The 19,097-nt window shown below is 68.3% G+C and carries 19 protein-coding genes and 3 pseudogenes; 12 read left to right on the top strand and 10 right to left on the bottom strand.

Annotated features, from left to right (window positions below; all coding sequences use genetic code 11):
- Nucleotides 1-114: 114 nt before the first annotated feature.
- Nucleotides 115-876, bottom strand: coding sequence for an Atu4866 domain-containing protein (locus ACZ7L0_RS39135; RefSeq protein WP_471247344.1), 762 nt, complete (start codon nt 874-876; stop codon nt 115-117).
- Between the two features lie 347 nt (nt 877-1,223).
- Here ACZ7L0_RS39135 and ACZ7L0_RS39140 point away from each other — a divergent pair, with 347 nt between their 5' ends.
- Together ACZ7L0_RS39140 and ACZ7L0_RS39145 are read left to right on the top strand one after the other, a co-directional pair.
- Nucleotides 1,224-1,499, top strand: a complete 276-nt coding sequence (locus ACZ7L0_RS39140; protein ID WP_471247345.1) for an Atu4866 domain-containing protein — start codon at nt 1,224-1,226, stop codon at nt 1,497-1,499.
- A 911-nt stretch (nt 1,500-2,410) separates the two neighbouring features.
- Nucleotides 2,411-2,875 (top strand): hypothetical protein, encoded by a 465-nt coding sequence (locus ACZ7L0_RS39145; RefSeq protein ID WP_471247346.1) that lies wholly within the window; start codon nt 2,411-2,413, stop codon nt 2,873-2,875.
- A 28-nt stretch (nt 2,876-2,903) separates the two neighbouring features.
- Here ACZ7L0_RS39145 and ACZ7L0_RS39150 read toward each other — a convergent pair whose 3' ends face one another.
- Entirely contained in the window at nt 2,904-3,332 is a 429-nt protein-coding gene (locus ACZ7L0_RS39150) for a helix-turn-helix domain-containing protein (protein ID WP_471247392.1), read from the bottom strand.
- Between the two features lie 88 nt (nt 3,333-3,420).
- The gene (locus ACZ7L0_RS39155; protein WP_471247347.1) at nt 3,421-4,074 is read right to left on the bottom strand and encodes a GNAT family N-acetyltransferase; all 654 of its coding nucleotides are present in this window, start codon (nt 4,072-4,074) and stop codon (nt 3,421-3,423) included.
- Between the two features lie 188 nt (nt 4,075-4,262).
- On the opposite strand from ACZ7L0_RS39155, the pseudogene ACZ7L0_RS39160 reads away from it, so the two are divergent.
- Nucleotides 4,263-5,270: pseudogene (locus ACZ7L0_RS39160) on the top strand (transposase).
- 67 nt (nt 5,271-5,337) lie between these two features.
- On the opposite strand, the gene ACZ7L0_RS39165 reads toward ACZ7L0_RS39160, so the two are convergent.
- The gene (locus ACZ7L0_RS39165) at nt 5,338-5,715 is read right to left on the bottom strand and encodes a MerR family transcriptional regulator (protein ID WP_471247348.1); all 378 of its coding nucleotides are present in this window, start codon (nt 5,713-5,715) and stop codon (nt 5,338-5,340) included.
- A gap of 75 nt (nt 5,716-5,790) precedes the next feature.
- Here ACZ7L0_RS39165 and ACZ7L0_RS39170 point away from each other — a divergent pair, with 75 nt between their 5' ends.
- Nucleotides 5,791-6,519 (top strand): SDR family oxidoreductase, encoded by a 729-nt coding sequence (locus tag ACZ7L0_RS39170; RefSeq protein ID WP_471247349.1) that lies wholly within the window; start codon nt 5,791-5,793, stop codon nt 6,517-6,519.
- 80 nt (nt 6,520-6,599) lie between these two features.
- Here the strand turns inward: ACZ7L0_RS39170 and ACZ7L0_RS39175 are convergent, their stop codons facing one another.
- Nucleotides 6,600-7,427, bottom strand: coding sequence for an arginase family protein (locus tag ACZ7L0_RS39175; RefSeq protein WP_471247350.1), 828 nt, complete (start codon nt 7,425-7,427; stop codon nt 6,600-6,602).
- A 217-nt stretch (nt 7,428-7,644) separates the two neighbouring features.
- Here ACZ7L0_RS39175 and ACZ7L0_RS39180 point away from each other — a divergent pair.
- Together ACZ7L0_RS39180 and ACZ7L0_RS39185 are read left to right on the top strand one after the other, a co-directional pair.
- Nucleotides 7,645-8,324: pseudogene (locus tag ACZ7L0_RS39180) on the top strand (transposase); the annotation flags it as partial.
- Between the two features lie 387 nt (nt 8,325-8,711).
- Nucleotides 8,712-9,600, top strand: a pseudogene (locus ACZ7L0_RS39185) (transposase).
- Between the two features lie 67 nt (nt 9,601-9,667).
- Here ACZ7L0_RS39185 and ACZ7L0_RS39190 read toward each other — a convergent pair.
- From ACZ7L0_RS39190 to ACZ7L0_RS39200, 3 genes are all read right to left on the bottom strand, one after another.
- On the bottom strand, nt 9,668-10,456 hold the full coding sequence (locus ACZ7L0_RS39190) for a class I SAM-dependent methyltransferase (RefSeq protein ID WP_471247351.1): 789 nt from the start codon (nt 10,454-10,456) through the stop codon (nt 9,668-9,670).
- A gap of 135 nt (nt 10,457-10,591) precedes the next feature.
- Nucleotides 10,592-11,122 carry a hypothetical protein gene (locus ACZ7L0_RS39195; RefSeq protein WP_471247352.1) on the bottom strand — a complete coding sequence of 177 codons (531 nt, stop codon included), beginning with the start codon at nt 11,120-11,122 and terminating at the stop codon, nt 10,592-10,594.
- Between the two features lie 288 nt (nt 11,123-11,410).
- Nucleotides 11,411-11,920: an NAD-dependent epimerase/dehydratase family protein gene (locus tag ACZ7L0_RS39200; protein WP_471247353.1), complete on the bottom strand. Its 510-nt coding sequence runs from the start codon at nt 11,918-11,920 to the stop codon at nt 11,411-11,413.
- 286 nt (nt 11,921-12,206) lie between these two features.
- Between ACZ7L0_RS39200 and ACZ7L0_RS39205 the strand changes: the two genes are divergently transcribed.
- Nucleotides 12,207-12,776 (top strand): alpha/beta fold hydrolase, encoded by a 570-nt coding sequence (locus ACZ7L0_RS39205; protein ID WP_471247393.1) that lies wholly within the window; start codon nt 12,207-12,209, stop codon nt 12,774-12,776.
- Nucleotides 12,773-14,308, top strand: coding sequence for a hypothetical protein (locus ACZ7L0_RS39210; protein WP_471247354.1), 1,536 nt, complete (start codon nt 12,773-12,775; stop codon nt 14,306-14,308). Before ACZ7L0_RS39205 ends, ACZ7L0_RS39210 begins: the two co-directional genes overlap by 4 nt.
- Before the next feature lie 101 nt (nt 14,309-14,409).
- On the opposite strand, the gene ACZ7L0_RS39215 is transcribed toward ACZ7L0_RS39210, so the two are convergent.
- Nucleotides 14,410-15,072, bottom strand: a complete 663-nt coding sequence (locus tag ACZ7L0_RS39215) for a transposase family protein (RefSeq protein WP_471247355.1) — start codon at nt 15,070-15,072, stop codon at nt 14,410-14,412.
- Nucleotides 15,073-15,522: 450 nt separating this feature from the next.
- Between ACZ7L0_RS39215 and ACZ7L0_RS39220 the strand changes: the two genes are divergently transcribed.
- The 4 genes from ACZ7L0_RS39220 (at nt 15,523) to ACZ7L0_RS39235 (ending at nt 17,321) form a co-directional block, all read left to right on the top strand.
- Nucleotides 15,523-15,744, top strand: a complete 222-nt coding sequence (locus ACZ7L0_RS39220; protein ID WP_471247356.1) for a zinc-binding dehydrogenase — start codon at nt 15,523-15,525, stop codon at nt 15,742-15,744.
- Between the two features lie 343 nt (nt 15,745-16,087).
- Nucleotides 16,088-16,291 carry an alpha/beta hydrolase gene (locus ACZ7L0_RS39225; protein WP_471247357.1) on the top strand — a complete coding sequence of 68 codons (204 nt, stop codon included), beginning with the start codon at nt 16,088-16,090 and terminating at the stop codon, nt 16,289-16,291.
- The gene (locus ACZ7L0_RS39230; protein ID WP_471247358.1) at nt 16,276-16,791 is read left to right on the top strand and encodes an alpha/beta hydrolase fold domain-containing protein; all 516 of its coding nucleotides are present in this window, start codon (nt 16,276-16,278) and stop codon (nt 16,789-16,791) included. Before ACZ7L0_RS39225 ends, ACZ7L0_RS39230 begins: the two co-directional genes overlap by 16 nt.
- Nucleotides 16,788-17,321, top strand: coding sequence for a GNAT family N-acetyltransferase (locus tag ACZ7L0_RS39235; protein WP_471247359.1), 534 nt, complete (start codon nt 16,788-16,790; stop codon nt 17,319-17,321). Before ACZ7L0_RS39230 ends, ACZ7L0_RS39235 begins: the two co-directional genes overlap by 4 nt.
- A 593-nt stretch (nt 17,322-17,914) precedes the next feature.
- On the opposite strand, the gene ACZ7L0_RS39240 is transcribed toward ACZ7L0_RS39235, so the two are convergent.
- Nucleotides 17,915-18,502: a hypothetical protein gene (locus ACZ7L0_RS39240; protein WP_471247360.1), complete on the bottom strand. Its 588-nt coding sequence runs from the start codon at nt 18,500-18,502 to the stop codon at nt 17,915-17,917.
- Between the last annotated feature and the right edge of the window lie 595 nt (nt 18,503-19,097).

Here is a 19,097-nt window from a genome sequence, read left to right on the forward strand (position 1 = left end):
CGGGGCTGTTCGAATCCCAGCCTCGGTCTCGCGCGCCAGGGCAACCAGGCCGCGGTTTCCCCAGGTGTCGCGCACCCAGGATCGGGACCGTGGGAGCGCCGACCAGGGGGAGGTTCAGCCGAGCTTCATCACGTATCCGGCGTGGTGCAGTTCGTCGCCCTGGAACTCTCCGTAGGCCCAGAAGCCGAGGTCGTCCAGGTAGTCGATGCGGTGGCCGTCGATCCAGTACCGGCCCTGGTAGGCGTGCGGGCGCCCGCCCCGGGTCTCGTCGTAGCGGCCGTCGGCGGTGAGTTCCTGGTGCAGGAAGTCGTTCTTGTCGATCCAGACGCCGACGCGCGGGCTGCCGGTCAGGTCCGCGGCGGCCGGGATGCCCGTCTCAGGGGCGGTGGCCCGGCCGGGGACGTCGCTGCCGGCCCACAGGACCGGCCGGCCGGCTGCGACAAGTGCACGGACCTGATCCGGCCGGGTCATGAGGGTGGTCACCGCACTCGGCACGTCGGCGGCGAGCTCGTCGGGCACCACGAGGAAGTCGGGGGTGTTGCCCGGAGTCAGCGGCGCGACGTACTCCGAGCGGTGGCCACGGCCGCCGGCCAGCGCGACGGTGTCGACGACGGCGGGGGCGATGGTCAGGCCGGTGCAGTCGACGACGATGGCGTTGTCGTCCCCCGCCGCGGTGATGATGGCGGGGCCGACCCCTACGACCAGGGAACCGACGAACAGGAGGTCGGCGCCGGTCATGGTCCCGATCAGCGGGTCCATCGTCACGACGCGGGCGTTGGTGAAAAGGACGGGCCGCCCCTCGTCGTTCGAGAGGATCTCGTCGAGGGCCTCGGGGTTCCAGCTCACGGTGCCGGTGTCGGTGTCGGTGCTGCTCATTGCATGCTCCTCAGTGGAGTCGCCTCATCGGTTTCCCCACTGCGCGAAATGAGCGCCGGTGCGGGTCCGAGGCGAGTGTTCGGCAGCTACAGCAGCTGCCTGACCACCAGGTTCGTCGCGCGGTGGAACCGGAACCAGGCCGCCGTTATCCCAGGGGTCCGGCACCCACGATCCGTCCCGCCGCGTACGACGAAGGAGCCACGGGAAGGTCCCGAACGGCCCGCTCCGCTGCTGCACGACATGAAGGGCCCTCTCACTCGCGATGCTGGGTGCGCGGCACCCAGGAAGCTCTCACCTGGGGAGACGGCGGCCTGGTTACCCCCGGCCGCCGGGCCGATCGTAGAGCCATGACCAGCAACGACACGCCCCGAGACCCGCACCCGTACGTCGGAATGTGGGTGACCGCCGACGGATTCATCCGCCAGGAACTGCTGCCCGACGGCCGCTACGACGAAGCCCGCGGCAACCGCCGCAGCGCCTACACCGGCAGCTACACCGTCACCGGCAACCACATCGACTACGCCGATGACACCGGCTTCACCGCCACCGGCGACGTCCGCGACGGCGTCCTCTTCCACGAACACCTGGTCCTCTACCGCGAGGGCGACGTGCACACCCCGTAGGAACCCCGACTGTGACCAGGATCCGCATGCAGGCAACAGGCTCCTCCACCTCGCATGGGCCCGCGTCGACGGCTCTGCTTCGTGCACACTCGGCACCCGTCGACCACGGCCAGTACCCTCCCTGACCGGGGCGAAGACGCGTCGGGGTGCAACTGCCAGAACTGACGCCGACACAGGGTCGGGGAATTCATGCCGGAGGCTCCCGCTCTCACCTCCATCGTGGCCAACGGACGAGGCCAAACCCTGTCCATGACTTCGGCTCTGCCGCCCATCCAGGCGGCAGGTCGGCACGGTCCACGGCGACGGCAAGCACCGGCTGCGGCAGGGTCCACATCATGGGTGCACTGTTGCCTGCAGGTCAGGCGGCGCTCTTCTTCCGGCAGCGCCCGTGGCGTCTGACGTGCGTAAATTGCTTATTCATCCCCGGTGGAGTGTTGCGGCAGATGCAATTCATCCTGATTTTGCACTTCGCCACCCGCGCACCGACGACTCGTAGCTGCTGTCCAAACCCTCGAAAACGACGCCTTCGAGGCCGATAGAAGTCCAGGTCAGCCACTCGCGGTCCAGGTGAGCGTCGGCAGCTGACTCCCGAAGCGGGCGTCGCCAGGTCTTGGCTACCCAGGCCGATGCCGGCCGACCGGGGACGCGGTTCGTGGTGATGACGTACAGCGCGACCCACGAGCTCGTACACGGCGATCTTCGTCGCGTACAGCGCCGCCGTGGCCTCCCCCTGGCGCTGGCTCGGCCGAAACACTGTTGAAATTTACACAAGTCCCGTTCGGTGGGCGGGGCCGCCCTGCGGGTCGGGATTACTCGACAGAGCCTTCGTCCGCGGCGCAGCATGGAAGAGCGGCAGCGCCGACGCGCTCGCCCGGCACGTCGGAGCTGCTCTTTGAGGAGTGGAGGCCCCGATGAAGTGCAGGATCGTAGCGTGTGGCGCAGCGTCGGCCGCGATGGCCCTGGGGATGGCCGTCGGCCCGGTCGCGGAGGTCTCCGCGGCCCCCGCGCAGACATGCGAGTACTGGGACACCGACGGGGACGGCTTGGCGGACGAGGGGGTCCAGGATCGCGACGGCGACGGTCGATTCGAGACGATGGTCCGCGACAGCGACGGCGATGGAGTGATCGACGCGATCGGGGTGGACACCGACGGCGATGGAGTGATCGACAAAGGCATGACGGCGGATCAGTGCGCGAGTGGCGGGGAAGGAGCATCGGATCCGCAAGACCGTCCTGGAACCCAGCAGCGGGATCCCGGGACGCAGCATGAGAACCCCACCCATCAGCCAGAGACCGGGACCCAGAACCAGGATCCCGGAACTCAGCAGCAGGATCCCGGGACCCAGCAGGACTCGGGAGGCATGCACGATGAGTAAGAGGGCATCTGATCTAGGTAGTTGGTAGTTAGGGATGATTTTGTGACAGCTTGAACGTCTGCGAGCGGTGCGGCGCCAGCGCGAACGCCCGCCAGATCCGCGAGACCGCCGACTGCGACATGCCCGTGGCCGCCGCCATCGACCTGGTCGACCAGTGGGTCGCGTTCTTCGGCTTCTCCTCCAGCGTCTTGACGATGACCCGCTCGACGTCAGCGTCGGTGATCTTCCGCGGGACACCGGGCCGCGGCTCGTCGGACAGGCCGTCCAGGCCCCGTTCGATGAAACGCCGCCGCCAGGTGCGGACCGTGTCCGCAGTGATCCGCAGCCGACGCGACACCTCCATGATCGAGTGCCCGTCGGCGCACTCCAGCACGATCCGCGACCGCAGGGCCAGCGCCTGAGCCGTTGTGCGGCGACGCACCCAGCCCTCCAGCACGGCCCGCTGGGCATCAGTCACCGACAACGGCGCAATCTTCGGACCCGGATGACTCATACCCAACTGCAACCCACCACGTGATCTGAACTCAGAACAGGCCATATTCAGCTCACTGGGCGGCATCCGATGGCTCGTAGCAGAGGCTCGTCATCGGGGAGTGCACGGTCCAGCCCAGCGAGGAGTAAAGCGCCCGACCCTCGGGCGTGCCGACCAGGAGGCCAGTCTTTGCACCAGCCTCGTATGCGGCGCTCTGCAGCGTGCGCATCACCAAGCCGCCGAGGCCCTTGCGCCGGTGCTCGGCGGCGGTCTCGACCTGGTCGACCACGACATGGGCGCCTACCTGGGCGATCTGTCCACGGGCGGCGAAGTGCCCGGCACGCGTGCGGACCAGTACTCGGCTGACGCCGCCCCGGGTCCAACTGGTGAGCGTGTAACCGGCCGGCACCTCAGGGCACTCCGGTACTAGGTGACAGGCCATCAGGAAACCGGGACTGTCGCGCCGCCAGCCCGGCCCGACCCAGGGCAGGACCGCCTGGTCCTCGGCGAACAGCTTCAGCCACGTCCCCGGCGCGCTCGTCCCGGCGACGATCTTGCGCACATCGGCCTCGGAGGGCTCCGGCAGCACGTGCCGGGCGACGTGCTTGGGCTGCCCGACGTCGATCGTCCACCCCCACGACTCGTCGACCGGGTCCGAGCTGCCGCGGGAGACGACCCATCCGTTGATCCACATCCGCACGAGCTCACTGATCCTGGTGTCCGGCATCGCCGCCTGTCCCCCTGAATGGTAATAGGTGATAGTGCAAAATGAACCTTACGCAACGGGCGTGGGGTTTGACCATAGGGGCAGGTCGCTTGGCCAAGGACCACGAGCGATTGCCACGGGTAACCACTGGGACTGCTCCGAGTTCAGATCGCCGACGCCGGGCGATCACGGCCCGGTAGAACTGCGGTGTGACGCGTGGTGATCTGAGCGATGCCGAATGGGAGTTGGTGGAGCCGTTCTTGCCGCTGGGTGAGCGTGGGCCAATCCCTGGCCTGCGCCGACAGTTCGATGCGGTGATGTGGCGGTACCGGACTGGGAGTCCGTGGCGGGACATCCCTGAGCGCTACGGATCCTGGTCGACCGTCTACGGGCGGTTCCAGTTGTGGGTGGCGGCTGGAACCTTTCAGGCATTGATGGACGGGATGATCGCCGAGGCCGCAACGCGGGGGCAGGTCGACCTCAGCCTGGTCAGCGTGGACTCCACGGTGGCCCGCGCGCACCACCACGCGGACGGGATGGTCGTCGACCCGGAGTTGCTGCAGAATCTGGAGAAGGCCGTCGCGGAGGAGAAAGGGCTTCACCAAAGGGGCAAAACGAACCGTTATTGGCGGTGCCCGACCCGGGCGACGAGACGGACGACGCGACTCGCGAGCAACGCCGACGCGTGCGCCGCCGCCGCAGGGCCCGGCTTCGCGCGGCCGAGCTGGGCGCTCGCGGGGCGGGCTGACCACCAAGACCCACCTTGTGGCCGAGCGTTGCTGTCGGCCGTTGTCCTTCATGCTCACGCCCGGGCAGGCCGCCGGCAGTCCCCGCTTCATCCCGGTCGTCGAGCGGATCAAGGTCCGCGGTCCGGAGGGCCGGCCCCGCACCCGCCCGGACGCGATCGCCGGCGACAAGCCGCGTACTCCTCCCGCGCCAACCGCGCCTACCTGCGCCGACGCCGGATCAGAGGCGTCATCCCGGAGAAAGCCGACCAGACCGCCAACCGCAAGAAGAAGGGCTCGCGCGGCGGCCGTCCCGTCACGCACGACGCCGACCTCTACAAGGACCGCAACAGCGTCAAGCGCTGGATAAACAAGATCAAGGAGTGGCGCGGTCCGGCCGCTCGCTATGACAAGACGCCCGACAGCTACCTCGCCGGACTCCACCTACGCGGCGCCATCCTGTGGCTCCGCAGCCTCCAACCCACCACGTGATCTGAACTCAGAACAGTCCCTGGTACTCCAGCCGTAGATCGCCGGTGCGACGTCCGACCGACCGCGCCTACGGGTGCGTGTCCGTGATCGCGATGACCTCGTCGAGGCGGTCCAGGGCAGCCTGCAAGTCGTCGATCTTGGCCTGGATGCGGTCCCGCTCGGCGCGCAGCATGGCTCGTTGCTCGGCGTCGGTGTGCCCGGAGTCCCAGCACGGAAGGAGTTCCGTGATCCTTCGGCTGGTCAGGCCAGCGGCGAACATCTGCTGGAAGAAACGGATCAGGGGGACGGCATCCTGCCGGTAGAGGCGCTGGCCGGATGGGCTGCGCTCCGCGATGAGCAGCCCTTGCTGCTCGTAGTAGCGCACGGCGCGTACCGAGACGCCGGCACCCCGCGCCACCTCGCCGATGCGGATCAGCCGCTCGGCCGCGGCCTCTGTGACGGTCATGGTGATTCCTCTCCCCCCGGCCCTGATGACCAGCACTTGCCTCTGACGTTAGCGTCAGGTTTTAGCGTACCGGGCATGGACATCAACAACTCAGTTGCCCTTGTCACCGGAGCCAACCGCGGCCTGGGCCGCGCCTTCGCCCAGCGCCTGCTCGAACGGGGCGCCCGCAAGGTCTACGCGACGGCTCGCCGGCCCGAGACCGTGGACCTGCCCGGGGTCGACGTGCTGCCCCTCGACATCGCCGATCCCGCATCCGTGAGGGCCGTAGCCGAGGCCGCCCCCGACGTCTCGCTGCTCATCAACAACGCGGGGATCCAGACGGGGACCGACCTGGTGACCGGTTCGCTGGACGCGGTACGGCACGAGCTGGAGACCAACATGTTCGGCCACTTGGGAATGATCCGGGAGTTCGCGCCGGCGCTCGCCAGGAACGGCGGGGGCGCGATCGTCAACGTCCTCTCCGCCATGTCATGGTTCGGAGGCAAGGGCGCCAATGCCTACCACCTGACCAAGGCCGCCGCCTGGGCCATGACCAACGGCGTCCGCCTGGAACTCGCCGAGCAGGGCACGCTCGTGACAGCGGTGCACCTCGGCTTGGCCGACACCGACATGGCCGCGGGCTGGCCCGTGGCCAAGATCGCGCCGTCGGACCTGGCCGACGCGGCGCTCGACGGTGTCGAGGCGGGATCCGCCGAGGTCCTCGCCGACCAGTGGAGTCGGGACGTCAAGTCCCGGCTGCCGCTGACGCCGGAAGAATTCAACGACGCGATGGACCGCGCCCTGGCGGCGCTAACGGCGGCATGAGGGGCCCCTGGGGCCGCACTGACTTCGGTCGCTTGCTTCTGAGCTCAGTCAATCAATACTCCATCCGCAGTTGTGGATCTTCATGTTGTGGCCTCGCGTCGGCGGTAGTGGCAGTCGTGGGCGCGGGCCTGGTGTCGACGACGCCTTAGGGGCCAGTGCAGGCGATGGTCGCGTTGGTCGTTCGGGGATGCGGCGGGCAGGGCGAATAGTCGCTGCATTTCGTTGCAGGTGAGGGCGATGAGTCCGGTGGGGGCGGGGTGTTCGATGAAGTTGCGTCCGGGGACATGCTCGTCCTCGATCAATCGGCGGATCGGTGTGGCGTGCGAGGTGAGATGGCCGAACAGGTCGTGGGAGCAGTCCGGATGGGCATCGAAGTGGATCACGCCGACTTTGCCTGCCCCGTACACGTCGGCCATAGCCGCGGCGTCCGGCCACAGGATCGAGTGGTCCCCGCCGAGCACGATCGGGATCGCGCCCGTTCCGGCGATCTCGCGGACCAGAGCACGGATCGGTTCCATGGAGTTGTCGATGCTGAACGGGTCCACGGAGGCATCGCCGTAGTCGACTACCGTCAACTCCTCGAACGGTTTGATGCGGGTGCTGGGGTTGACCAGCATCTGCGGAGTATTGGGCAGAATCCGCTCATCGGCCCTGATCGCACGTGGCCCGTAGGCCGCCCCGCGGTGCCCGGTGGACATGTCCACCGGCGCCCCGACGACTGCCACATCGACGTGGCCAGCACGCAGGTCGTCCGGATTGAGACACAGCGGCAGCCCGAAGAACGTGGCGATCCCGGCGTAAGCCGGTACGAACGCATACCGCTGCAGGTTGATCGGCCCGGGCTCGCGCCTTGGGTCGGACGTACGGTCGAGTTCCCTTTTCCAGGCATCCGGCGGTACACCTTCCATGAGCGGCTCTTTTCGATACCGTCCGGACAGCCCTTTGGTACGGATGGCGCCGGGCCGGCCACCCAGCCGTCACTCAACCCGACCTGCCGTGATTCGCCGCGCACCCTTGGCGAGATAGACCACAAGAGTCAGGTGTTCGGCCTGGTGATCAGGATGGCGGCAGGTCACGACGGGGGCATCTGGGGTTGCGCATGGACTCCCGGCGGATACTCTCCACGCCGACGGGGTGCTGCTGGTCGCGACGGTCCGCAAGACCGGCCTGAACGGAGCGATATCGGCGGCGCTCCCCCATGGGGGGGGCGTCCTCGGGTGCTGCACGATCCGGGCAAGATCCTGTTGGCTGTGGCACTCGCGGTCGCGCTGGGCGGAGATTGCCTGGCCGACGTCGGCACGCTGCGGGCCGGTGGCCTCCGGCCCGACCGTCTCCCGGCTCGTCGATACTCTTGCCGCGGCTGGTGCGAGGGCTCTGACCGCGATCCGGTCGGTCCGGGCAGAAATCCGCGAGCGAGTTTGGAAGCTGGCCGGCGCTTCGTCGCCGAACGCAGCAGGCCAGGTGATCGTGGACCTGCACGGGGTTCTGGTAGTCGCGCACTCTGACAAGCAGGACGCGGCGGCGACCTGGAAATGAACCTTCGGGCACCTCCGCTGATGGGGTTCGGCGATCATGGCAGTGGTGGAACCGGGGCGCCAGCGGCGGCGGTGTTGCGGCCCGGGAGCGCGGTCCGCAACAGCGCCGCCGACCACATCACCGCCACCCAGCTCGCCCTGGCCCAGCTCTCCAAGAGGCACCGGCGCGGGCGGAACACGCTGATCCGCACCGACTCCGGCGGAGGGACACACGAGCTCGTGGCCTGGCTCGCGAAGCGGCGCCGGTGGCTGTCGTACTCGGTGGGGATGCCTTCGCGGCCGTCGACGCGAGCCGGGTCTGGACGAGCGGAGCGTGGACGCCGCCCTCGCCACGCACTGCCTGGACATCAGCGAGCCGGTGACGCTGTGCGGCCGTATGCCGGCCTACCGCCTCTGCACTGCCCGGTGGTCGCTGGCCGACCTCGAACCCGCCCGCCGACCGCCGTCCCGGACCGCGACCGGCAGTCCCCAGCCGACCCGGGCACACCGGCCGCGCCCCGGCCTTCGAACCTGGAGCCGGGGGAGTGGGAGATATCCCGCGTCCCGCTGCGCTACGACCGGGTCGTCCTCGCCGGCGCGGTGGTCCACGAGAAGCTGTGCACCACCGTCGCCGCGCGAGGCCGGGTGTACGACGTCGTCGCGCACCAGCTGGCGGCGATGACCGAGCAGCTGCTCGCACCCCCGGCCGCCGCATCCGAGTACGAGGGCCAGGAGCCGGAGGCCGACCCTCGGGAGGCGATGGACCTGACGGACTCCCCATCCTGGCGGACCTGCTACAAGTTCATGGCCCGCTGGGCGGCGGCCGGAGTTGTCGGACAGATCCGCGACCAGCTCCGCACACGCATCCGCCGCGAGATGGGCCGGGCTCCCGGCGCGGTCGCCACCGGCATCGACTCCCAGTCCGTCAAGGCCGCCGAGACCGTCGGGCGTGACTCGCGCGGCTACGACGGCGCGAAGAGAGTCAACGGGCGTGAGCGTCACCTGGTCGTCGACACCAGGGGCCTGACGCTGTTGGTCATGGTCCCCCCTGGCCGACACGATCGACCGCGACGGGGCGAAGGAAGTCCTGTTCCGGCTGGGGCTGATGCACCCCGAGGTCACCATCGTGTGGGCCGACTCCGGCTATGCCGGACAGCTCGTGACCTGGGCGAAGAAGCACCTGAACCTGACGCTCAAGACCGTCAGCCGTACGAAGGACGCCACCGGGTTTGTCATCCTGCCCCGCCGCCGGGTGGCCGAGAGATCGCTCGCCTGGAGCATGCACGCCTGCCGTCGCGCCCGGGACTACGAACGACTCATCCAGCACTCGGAATCTTTGATCACCTGGGCCGCGATCACCCTGATGACCAGGCGCATCACCCGCCGGTCCTCCCGCAGGAGCGCACAACCCGCCTCCCGCGAGGCCAACCGGGACTGCTCGTTCTCAAGTTCACGGTCGGCAACCCCACCCGGACCGGCCCGGGATCCCGGCCGGGAGCCCACGTTCCCACGAACTCCCTTGATACCGCGAACAGTTCAGTCCCCGAGCCGCCGCACGGCTCTATAGGTGACAAGTGAGACCAGTCGGCAGGTGAGTTCTGACTCCATTGACGGGGTGGTGGGATATCCGGGTGCTAGTCAGCCTGCAGGACGAAGAACAGGAAGCACAGGAAGCGCGGCTTGGCCGCGATGGCCTCGGGGAACAGCTCGCGGGCGGCTGGATCAGGCTCCGGCTCGCTGATGACCGTTATCCGGAAACCGGCCCCGGTGAAAGCCTCGATCATCGCGTGCAGCGGCCTGTGCCAGATACTCATCAACGCGGTCTGGCCGCCCATGGACCACTGTTCGGTCCAGTTGGTGGTGTCGAAGTAGTTGTACTCGGTCTCGCGGCCGGCCTGACGGTGCATGAGGTTGATGGCAAAGGGATGGTCGACAGACGCGATCAGCCGACCGCCGGGCTTGAGCACGCGGCGCAGCTCAGCCAGCGGCGGCTTCCAGTCCTCCAGGTAGTGCAGCACCAGGGAGGCGACTACATCATCGAACGTGTCATCAGAGTAAGGAAGCGGGCCGCCCAGGTCCGCCACCTGCAGGTCCGCGCTGTCGCCGAGCCGCCGCCGGGCCAGCTCCAGCATCCCGGCACTCGCGTCGAAGCCGCTCACGATGGCGCCGCGGTCGCGTAGCGCCCCGAACAGGGGCCCAGAGCCGCAGCCGGCGTCCAGGATCCGCCGACCGGCCACATCTCCGGCGAGGGCCAACATCGCGGGCCGCTCGTAGTAGGCATTGATGAGGTTGGTTTCATTTTCGGCCGTGTACGCCTCGGCGAAGCCGTTGTAGTCGTTGACCTTCGGCGGATCCACGGTCACCGCGGACGGTGAGGTGAGCCTGGTGGAGCTCCCGTGCTCTTGGTGCTCGTTGGAGATCATGGTGCGGGAGACGTGTGCCGCATCAGTTCGGTTCCTGGCCGCTCCCGATCGTCCTCACAGCCTTGAAGATCCAACGAGCCGTTGGATTGAGCGTCACGACCATCGCTATGTCATGTCGGCCTCAGCAACGGGCACTCAGTCGACGTGCGAGGCGGCCGACCACCACAGACGCACCTCCTTACGGACGTCCGAGGGCCGCAGTTCCCATCCCTGGCCCAAAGCGACCTTGGCCACGTATCCGGCACCCACGCCACGGTAGTCACGAAGGGGGATGGCGCACTCCACGGGCGGCCGCGCCTTCTTGGGCTCGCGCGGGGCCGAGGCGAGAGTGGTCCAGTGGGCGACGCGTCGGTCGACCCGGGACCGGTAGTACTCGGTGTCTCCCTCGTGACGCAGCTCCGGCCAGGTCACGAACCAGGAGCCCAGCCGGACGATGCCGCCCAGAGTATCGTCCATGAACCGCATGTAGCCGCGTTCGAAGCCGTCGCTCACGGCCGCGATCCCGTCAGCGAACAGCCCAACGACGAAAAGCACAGCCGCCACCGCCAGCCACAGCGCGCAAAGCACCGGAAAGCACACCAGTGTGGCAGCAAAACGCAGGACCAACTGCCAACGGGGTCGGGTCGGTTCAAGCGTCCAGGTCGCGGGGTCCTCGTAAGCGCGCATGACAAGAATTCTCTCGTACGCGGGCAGGCCGGTGCCCTGACCCAGCTCGCTTCACGCTCGCATTGCCCCTACTCGGTTGAAGAACCTGCCAAGACAAGCTGACCCAAGCCACCAGATGTCCCCGCCGTCTGCGACGGCGGAGACACTCGGGAGCACAGTGCGCTGGAAGCGACGCGTCTGTGTGCGCCCGACATCGACATCCTGCGCGCAAAGATCCTCAACTAGGTGCAGTCGCGACGGCTGAACGTCATGTTCATCGGCCCTTACACCGTTCGAGGCCGGGGCGATCTACCGGGCAAGTCGCTGGTCACGGATCTCAGCCCAGCGCAGTGAGTCGCGGTTGCCCTCGCCAATGCTGAACTGCGGCTTGCAGCCGAGCAGCCGCTTGGCCCGGTCGCTGCGAGTGAAGGCCCCAGCCACGTCGCCCGGGCGCGGACCGGCCTCGACCACCGCGACCCGCGGGGTGACCACGCTGTTGAAGGCTGAGACCAGCTTGGTGACGGTGGTGCCCGTACCAGTTCCCAGGTTGATCACCGAGGAGCGGGCACCGGCCAGTGCGGACTCGAACCGCTGGAGCGCGGCCACGTGCGCAGCGGCCAGATCCCAGACATGCACGTAGTCACGGATACCCGAGCCGTCCCGAGTTGGCCAATCGGTGCCGGTGATCTGGAACGGGGCACCCTCGTCATGTGCCTCGATCAGCTTGCCGAGCGCGTGGCTGGGTCGGCGCAGTTGAAGGCCGCTGCGCAGTTCGGGGTCGGCGACGCCCCAGCCTCTCAGCAAATGCGCCAGGCTCAAGGTGCCGCTGGACCACAAGGATCCGGAGGGACAAGCGATTGCGATCGAAGCATCCCGGACTCCCGCAGTCGACCCGAAGAAGAAGGGCAAGGGTGTCCTGATGCTCAACGGCGGGGGCCCGGGCTCCAGCCTGGACGTACCCACCGCAATGGGCAGTCTCCTGTCTCAGGCAGTGCGCGACAGGTACGACCTGGTCGCTTTCGACCCCCGCGGCATCGGGCACAGCACTCCGATGAACTGCGGCCGGGACGCCGATGAGCTCGTTCGAGACGAGCAACTGTAGGTACTGTCCTTCCCTGGCACGGGCGGTTCGATCAACGCCAACGTGGCATACGCCAAGCGGGTGGCCAAGCAGTGTTCGGCCAACTCTGCTGATCTTTTACCGCACTTGACTTCTGCGAATGTCGCCAGGGACATGCATCGGATCCGCACCGCGCTCGGAGAGCGTTCCGTTTCCTACTACGGCATTTCCTGGGGCACCTACCTCGGCTCGGAGTACCGGACGCTGTTTCCAGAGACTGTCGACCGGGTGGTGCTCGATAGTTCGGTCGACCCCGACAAGCGCGGCTACGACGACTTTCGTACCTTCAGTGAAACCATGGAGGACCGCTGGCCCGACCCTGCCCGATTCGCTGTCGCTCACAAGGGACCCCGCCCGCGCGACCCGACTCCTCCGCGCCCTGCTCGTCCTCACGAACCTCGAAGTCAACCCGCTAACCAGATGATCTACATGCTGGACACCGCCCCACCACCAGCCAGAGCAGCCCCAGCCACCATCACGCCAGGGCCCGCGACCAGCCGAAATCAAGAACAGCGGCTCATTGGTGTGCGACGGGAAGGCGTTGTGCGCTTGTGAGCCCCCGCAGGCCAGATGTGCGCAACCTGTGCTCCTGTCACTCTGGCCGGTGGAGCAGGGGCAGGGGGAGACAGGGGGAGACCATGTCATCGATACCAGGGCTTGCGTTCAGGTGGCGTCAGGCCATCGCGCTGTTCACTGCCGCGTTTTCCCTGGCTGGGATGCTGGTCGGGCTTTCAGCGGCTCCGGCCTTCGCCGATACCGCGCTGGCACGCTGCCAACGAGGCGAGAAGGGTGAGGGCGAGGTCACCCTCTCGTATGCCGGCAAGCAGCGTGGAAGTTCCTATCCGCCGGCGGAGAGCCCGGCGAACGTTCTCCGGCCCGGTGATGTGGTGTCGGTGGTCGTCTCGAGCGACACCATCACGGCAGACTGGGGCCCCCGCTATGGTCCCGACGGTGATGCTCAGGCGGCGCCCGCCGGATTCCCGGTGCCGGGCCTGCGCAAGTACAGCTCGATCGCCCGTTTCAACAACAACCCGGGCGGTTGGGTCGGCGAGTGGATGCAGACCACCGCTTTGACCACTTGCCGGGTGGTTCCGGCCGTGGAGACCCGACTGCTGTTCGGCATCAACGACGACAACCTTTCCGACAACGGAGGCCTCTGGCGGATCACGGTGCGTCACTACCGTGCGGACGCGCCGACGGCCGCTCCCGGAAGTCCGCTGGCCATCTGCCGCACCCGTGGCGGCGGCGATTCCGCGACCGTGATCACACAGCCCGGCCACGGGCCCGGCGTCGCTTACCCGAACGTCGTCGATCCTCCCAACGTCCTGAACCCGGGCGATGCGTTCACCATCGACTTCTGGCCGGACCCGGCATCCGTCGGTGACGGCCTGTACGGCCCGGAGGGCAAGCTGGAGGCCGCACCACCGGGCCAGGGCTACCCGGTCCCGGGCCTCAACAAGTACAGCCTGCTCGTGAGAGCCAACAACAACCCCACCGGCTGGATCGGTGACTGGCGCCAGGCGACCGAACTCGGCGGATGCCAGGGCACACCCGCCGTCCACGCCCGGCTGCTGTTCGCGATCAACGACTCCAACCTCAGCGACAACACCGACCACTGGAGAATGACGATCCGGCACTACCGTGCCACCCCGGTGAAAACCAGCGCTTCCGCCGCCATGGCCCGCTGCAAGTCCGGCGACGAAGGCACCGTCACCTTCACCGACATGCTCTGGTGGGGCGCCGAAGGCGGCCTCACGCTACGCCCCGGCGACGTCTACCGCGTCACGGTGCGGGGCCAGATGCGGATCGGCCCGTGGCCCTGGGACGGCAAGTACACCGCGGACGGGACAGGCTGGTCGGATCTGGCACCCCCCGGCGGAACCTGGCCCCAGCCCGGACTGCCGAAATACGGACTGCTCGGCTCCTGGAGAGGCCTGCCCAACCACTACTGGCTGGGTGCCAACAGCCTCTGCATCCAGTGGACGGGCATCAACCCCGTCCAGGTCGCCTTCACCCTCAACGACTACTACCTCAATGACAACGACGGCCGATGGGACATCTTCATCCACAACTACCTGGCTCAATGAGCCGCTGTTCTTGATTTCGGCTGGTCGCGGGCCTTGGCGTGATGGTGGCTGGGGCTGCTCTGGCTGGTGGTGGGGCGGTGTCCAGCATGTAGATCATCTGGCTAGCGGGTGACTTCGAGGTTCGTGAGGACGAGCAGGGCGCGGCGGAGTCCGGTCGCGCGGGCCGGGTCGATGCGGAGTTTGGTGAGGATCTGCCAGTTCTTGAGGTGGGCGAAGCCCTGTTCGACGGGTGTGCATCCGGCGGCCAGGACGCGGTTCGCCTCCTTCTGCCCGGCGGTCGGCTTGCGGTAGCGGGTGGCCTTGAAGCCGGAGACGATGACCAGGTCGTCGGGATCATCGGGCTTGTCCACGCCGAGGAAGCCCAGGTCGGCGAGCGCACCGAGGCCGGCCGCCTTCAGGTGTTCGACGAGCTCGTCGTGGCGGGCGGCGGTGGCGTCGTGAGTGCGGCCGGGCCGGGCGGCGGAGATCCAGATCAGCCGTCCCTTCTCGTCGGTCAGGGCGAGGAAGTGCAGGCCGTGGTGGTGGTGCTTGCCGGAGAAATTCTTCCGGTCCTCCCGTCCGGTGCGGCGCCGGGTGGAAATGAGAGTGCCGTCGACCAGGACGACTTCCCCGCCCCGCTTCGCAATCTTCTTCAGGGCCCGGTCCAGGCGCGGGGTCTTCGCGGCGAGCAGGCCGATCATCTCGTCGCGCCAGCGGCGCACGGTGGATTCGGCGACATGGTTGCCGCCGGCCATGTCGGCCAGGCGCTGGTCGTGACGGAGCACGGCCAGTCGATCTCGCCCTCAAGGATCGTGAACATCTCCTCGTCGGCGACGACGTCGTTGGCTTCCTGCCGATGGACGGCAATGGAGCCGCCGCGGAGTAGGTCCTCGCGTCGGCCGAGGTCCTGACGCCGCACCCGACAGCGTCCCGTTGCCCGACGCCGCCGCACTGCCGCTCGTGGGCCTCACCGCGTACCAGGCGCTGTTCGACCACGGCAAGCTGACGGCCGGGCAGCGCGTCCTGATCAACGGCGCCGGCGGCGCGGTCGGCGGCTACGCCGTGCAACTGGCCAAGAACGCCGGTGCCCACGTCATCGCCACGGCCGGCCCGCGCAGCAGCGAGGCGGTCACGTCCGCCGGCGCCGATGAGGTCATCGACCACACCACCACGAGCGTGACCGCGGGGTCACGCTGGTCCGTCCGGGCGGCGTCGTGGTCAACACTACGGTGTGGATGCCCGCACCCGCCGACGAGGAGCGCGGCGTGCGGGGCATCGACCTGTTCGTCCGCAGCCACGCCGAGCAGCTGGCGAAGCTGGTGGCGCTGATCGACCGCGGCGAACTGCGCGTCGACGTCGCCGAGCGGGTGCCGCTGGCCGAACTGCCGACGTTGCACGCCCGCGCCGCTGAGGGCGCGGTGCACGGCAAGGTCATCGCCGTCCCCTCCGCCGTCTGACGGCGATCCTCCATCGAATGGAAAGGGCCATGGCTTTCAGCTTGGACCCCGAAATCGCCGCGGCCTCGGCCCCGATGGCCTGCGCGACGGCGGACGCCACACCACCGGCCGTAGGCGATATCGCGGCGCGCCGCGCCATGTGGGAGCCGATCATCGGCGCCGCCTCAACGGCCCAGCCGATCCCGGCCGACGTCACGACCAGCGAGCATGTTGCGACCGCCGGCGACGGCACGCAGATCACGATGCGCCGGTACGTCAAGGACGGGGCGACGCCGGGCTCGGCCGTGCTGTTCTTCCACGGCGGCGGGTACATCTTCGGCCACATTGACCTGTTCGACGGCCCGTGGCCCGCTACGTGTCCGCCAGCGGCGTGCCGATGCTGTCGGTCGAGTACCGCCGCGCCCCCGAACAGCCCTTCCCGACACCGCTCGAAGACGCCCACGCGGCGCTGCGCTGGCTGCACGAGCACGCCGCCGAACTGGGCGTCGACCCCGACCAGATCGGCGTGATGGGTGACAGCGCCGGCGGGGCATGGCAGCGGCCCTGACCATCCTCACCCGCGAGCGCGGCGGCCCGAAGAACGCCCGCCAGATCCTTCTCATGCCGATGCTCGACGACCGCACCACCACCCCCGATCCGCACATCGCGCCCTATGCGCTGTGGTCCTACGACGACAGCCTCACCGCCTGGTCGGCACTGCTCGGTGACGACGCCGGCGGCCCCGATGTCCCGCCCACGGCGGCTCCCGGCCGGCTCGAGGACGCCACCGGCCTGCCGCCGGCCTACATCGAGGTCGGCCAACTCGACGTCTCGACGTCGAAGGAGGGGCAGGGTACCATCTCGGCCCAGGCATCGGACCACAGCTTGACCACGGCCGGATGCATGGTGCCCCACGACTTGGAGAAGGGGCGGGCCGGTCTGGAATTGACGGCCGGTTCCGGGGGGGGGAGAGAGAGGCTGCTTGACGCCTTGTGGTTCGGGAGTGGCAGCGCGGGCGTGTGCCGGATTACCGATGAGGCGTTTGCGTTCGGCAGGATGGGCGTATGACCGAGATCCGCACTCCCCGTCTCCTCCTCCGCAGCTGGCACGACGACGACCTCGTGCCGATGGCGGACATCAACGCGGACCCACGGGTGATGCGCTGGATCGACGACGGCTCGGTGCGCGACCTGGACCACACGGCCGAGGCCATCGAGCGATGGGAGGAGGAGTGGGACGAGGAGGGCTTCGGACTCTTCGCTGTCGAGCTGCTGGCCTCGGGCGAACTGATCGGCTTCACGGGGCTGTCCGTGCCCGAGTTCCTGCCGGAGGTGATGCCCGCCGTGGCGATCAGCTGGCGGCTCGGCTCACAGTTCTGGGGCCAGGGATACGCGTCCGAAGCCGCGCACGCCACGCTGGAGTTCGCGCTTCAGGACCGCGGCCTGGACCGCGTCATCAGCATCAACCGGGTGGGGGACAACGCCTCCGAGAGTGTCATCCGCAAGCTCGGCATGGTGCCCGAGCGGGAGACGGTACACCCGGTGTACGGCTACCCTCTGCGCGTTCACGCCATCGATCTCACTGAGTTCCAGGCGTGAATCGGCCGAACCGTCGATCATCGCAAGACAGCCGACCAATGTCCTTCCCTCCCCGAGCGCATTGATCGCGACGGTACGGACACCGAGGACGGATGGTGTCTTCCACTCGCTGACCTGTGCTTTCACGGAACTCGGGGTGAGGCTGCCGGTCAGCCCAGCGAGGCGCTCGCCGCACGCAGTTCGTCCAGGGCCGTCAGGGTGTACCCGGCGAGCTCGTCCTGGCCGTCACGGTCGCCCTCGGACCATTGGGCGAACCCCCGTTTGAAGGCGCTCCCCCGCGAGCACGGTCAACGGTGTCTGGGAGGAGGACACCGACGGCCTCTACGCCGCGCTCCTGGACCGCCTGAAGGGGCTGGACCTCTCCTATCTGCACCTGGTGCGCTCCGACCCGGCGACCGGCTGGTACCGGCGGATCCGCGCCGACTGGCCCGGCGTCCTGATCGGCAACCCGGACCTGACCGACCTGTCCACGCAGGCCGTCACCCGGGCCACGCGGGAGATGCTGGCGGCCGGCGCCGACCTGGTGGCCCTCGGCCGACCCTTCCTCGCCAACCCGTCCGACCGCGGCGAAGCACACGTCGGCGCCACCCGGGTCAGGCGGGCTCGCCGAGGAAGTCCAGCGCCCGGCGATACTGCTCTTCCACCCGCTCCAGCCCCTCCGCCTGCTCCGGAAGAACGCGGACGACCTGCTCGTAGAGGGCCACAGCCTCCCTGCCCAGCCGGTTGATCTCCCCCCAAGCGCTCGGGCCCTCGGCCTCAGCCAGCAAGGGACACAACCGCGCCTTCACATCCGCCGCCCACATGGCCACCTCCAGAGGAGTCGGCCACTGTGGGCGCAGCACCGCCTGCCGGGAGGAGTGGTGGACCGGCTCCGCAACCCCCTCCGCAGAGCTGTCCGGTAGCAGCGACTCATACAAGGCCAATGAGGTACGTGCCGCCCGGACCCCTTCAGCGGGAGTACCGGACGCCGCAAGGAATGCCGCATGGTTGTAGAGCACCGATGCCAGAGCCAGCGTGTGGTCGACATCCCCCGGCTCAGCTTCCCGCAACTGCTGCACCGCCTCCAGCGCCTTACTGCTGCTCGCCAAGGCGCGCTCGGGGTAACCGCGCTGCAGGTACCGGATCGCCGCTTGGCTCTCGCGGTCCGCGATCTTTTGCAGCTTCCTCGGACTCGCCGCCATACGCCCCCCTGCTCCACGGACCGGGAAGACCCCCGGTCGGTAAGACAACGACTTCTGCGATCACGCGTGGGGGCAGCGTAGGCGGCCAGGACGGTGACACGCTACGGTCCCGCGAGGCTCAACCGTCCTCTGCACCTCGGGGCCGTCGGGCCGGTACGGTTCGGCCCCTGACTTCGTATCCCTGCGACGAGAAGGCAGCCGTCCGGGACCAGAAGCACCGGCATAAGAGGCACAGGGCGGCCATGGTCGTAATGGCCGAGTGGACTGCCTGCCGGACGCGCAGAGTGCCGGCGAGCCAAGGAGTCCAGGCCCCAGCCGTCATCGCGAAGGCCCTCGGTTACCACGAGAAGACCGCCTCACGGCTGGGCACCAAAGCCGGAGAGCCTGGTGCCGATGCCCCTCCGGGAACCACACGGTCACCGGCGGGTGGGCTCCCCAGGGAACCGGCGACAGTTGGATAGGCGAGCTCACCACTACACCGAGGCGATACGCCCCGACAACCACGGTAGCCGCCACCGGTCTCACCGAGGAACGCGCGACACCTCGACATGCGAGCCCAATATTCCGAGACCGTAGTAGCTACCGCCCAGGTGGG

The sequence above is a fragment of the Streptomyces sp. NPDC039424 genome (assembly GCF_055639495.1).

Excerpts from the sequence above, each read along its gene's own strand:
- ACZ7L0_RS39165 (WP_471247348.1), bottom strand. The coding sequence starts at position 5,715 with ATGACCGTCACAGAGGCCGCGGCCGAGCGGCTGATCCGCATCGGCGAG.
- ACZ7L0_RS39220 (WP_471247356.1), top strand. The coding sequence starts at position 15,523 with ATGCCCGCACCCGCCGACGAGGAGCGCGGCGTGCGGGGCATCGACCTG.
- ACZ7L0_RS39190 (WP_471247351.1), bottom strand. The coding sequence starts at position 10,456 with ATGATCTCCAACGAGCACCAAGAGCACGGGAGCTCCACCAGGCTCACC.
- ACZ7L0_RS39170 (WP_471247349.1), top strand. The coding sequence starts at position 5,791 with ATGGACATCAACAACTCAGTTGCCCTTGTCACCGGAGCCAACCGCGGC.
- ACZ7L0_RS39235 (WP_471247359.1), top strand. The coding sequence starts at position 16,788 with ATGACCGAGATCCGCACTCCCCGTCTCCTCCTCCGCAGCTGGCACGAC.
- ACZ7L0_RS39230 (WP_471247358.1), top strand. The coding sequence starts at position 16,276 with ATGGCAGCGGCCCTGACCATCCTCACCCGCGAGCGCGGCGGCCCGAAG.
- ACZ7L0_RS39135 (WP_471247344.1), bottom strand. The coding sequence starts at position 876 with ATGAGCAGCACCGACACCGACACCGGCACCGTGAGCTGGAACCCCGAG.
- ACZ7L0_RS39175 (WP_471247350.1), bottom strand. The coding sequence starts at position 7,427 with ATGGAAGGTGTACCGCCGGATGCCTGGAAAAGGGAACTCGACCGTACG.
- ACZ7L0_RS39240 (WP_471247360.1), bottom strand. The coding sequence starts at position 18,502 with ATGGCGGCGAGTCCGAGGAAGCTGCAAAAGATCGCGGACCGCGAGAGC.
- ACZ7L0_RS39155 (WP_471247347.1), bottom strand. The coding sequence starts at position 4,074 with ATGCCGGACACCAGGATCAGTGAGCTCGTGCGGATGTGGATCAACGGA.
- ACZ7L0_RS39140 (WP_471247345.1), top strand. The coding sequence starts at position 1,224 with ATGACCAGCAACGACACGCCCCGAGACCCGCACCCGTACGTCGGAATG.
- ACZ7L0_RS39195 (WP_471247352.1), bottom strand. The coding sequence starts at position 11,122 with ATGCGCGCTTACGAGGACCCCGCGACCTGGACGCTTGAACCGACCCGA.
- ACZ7L0_RS39145 (WP_471247346.1), top strand. The coding sequence starts at position 2,411 with ATGAAGTGCAGGATCGTAGCGTGTGGCGCAGCGTCGGCCGCGATGGCC.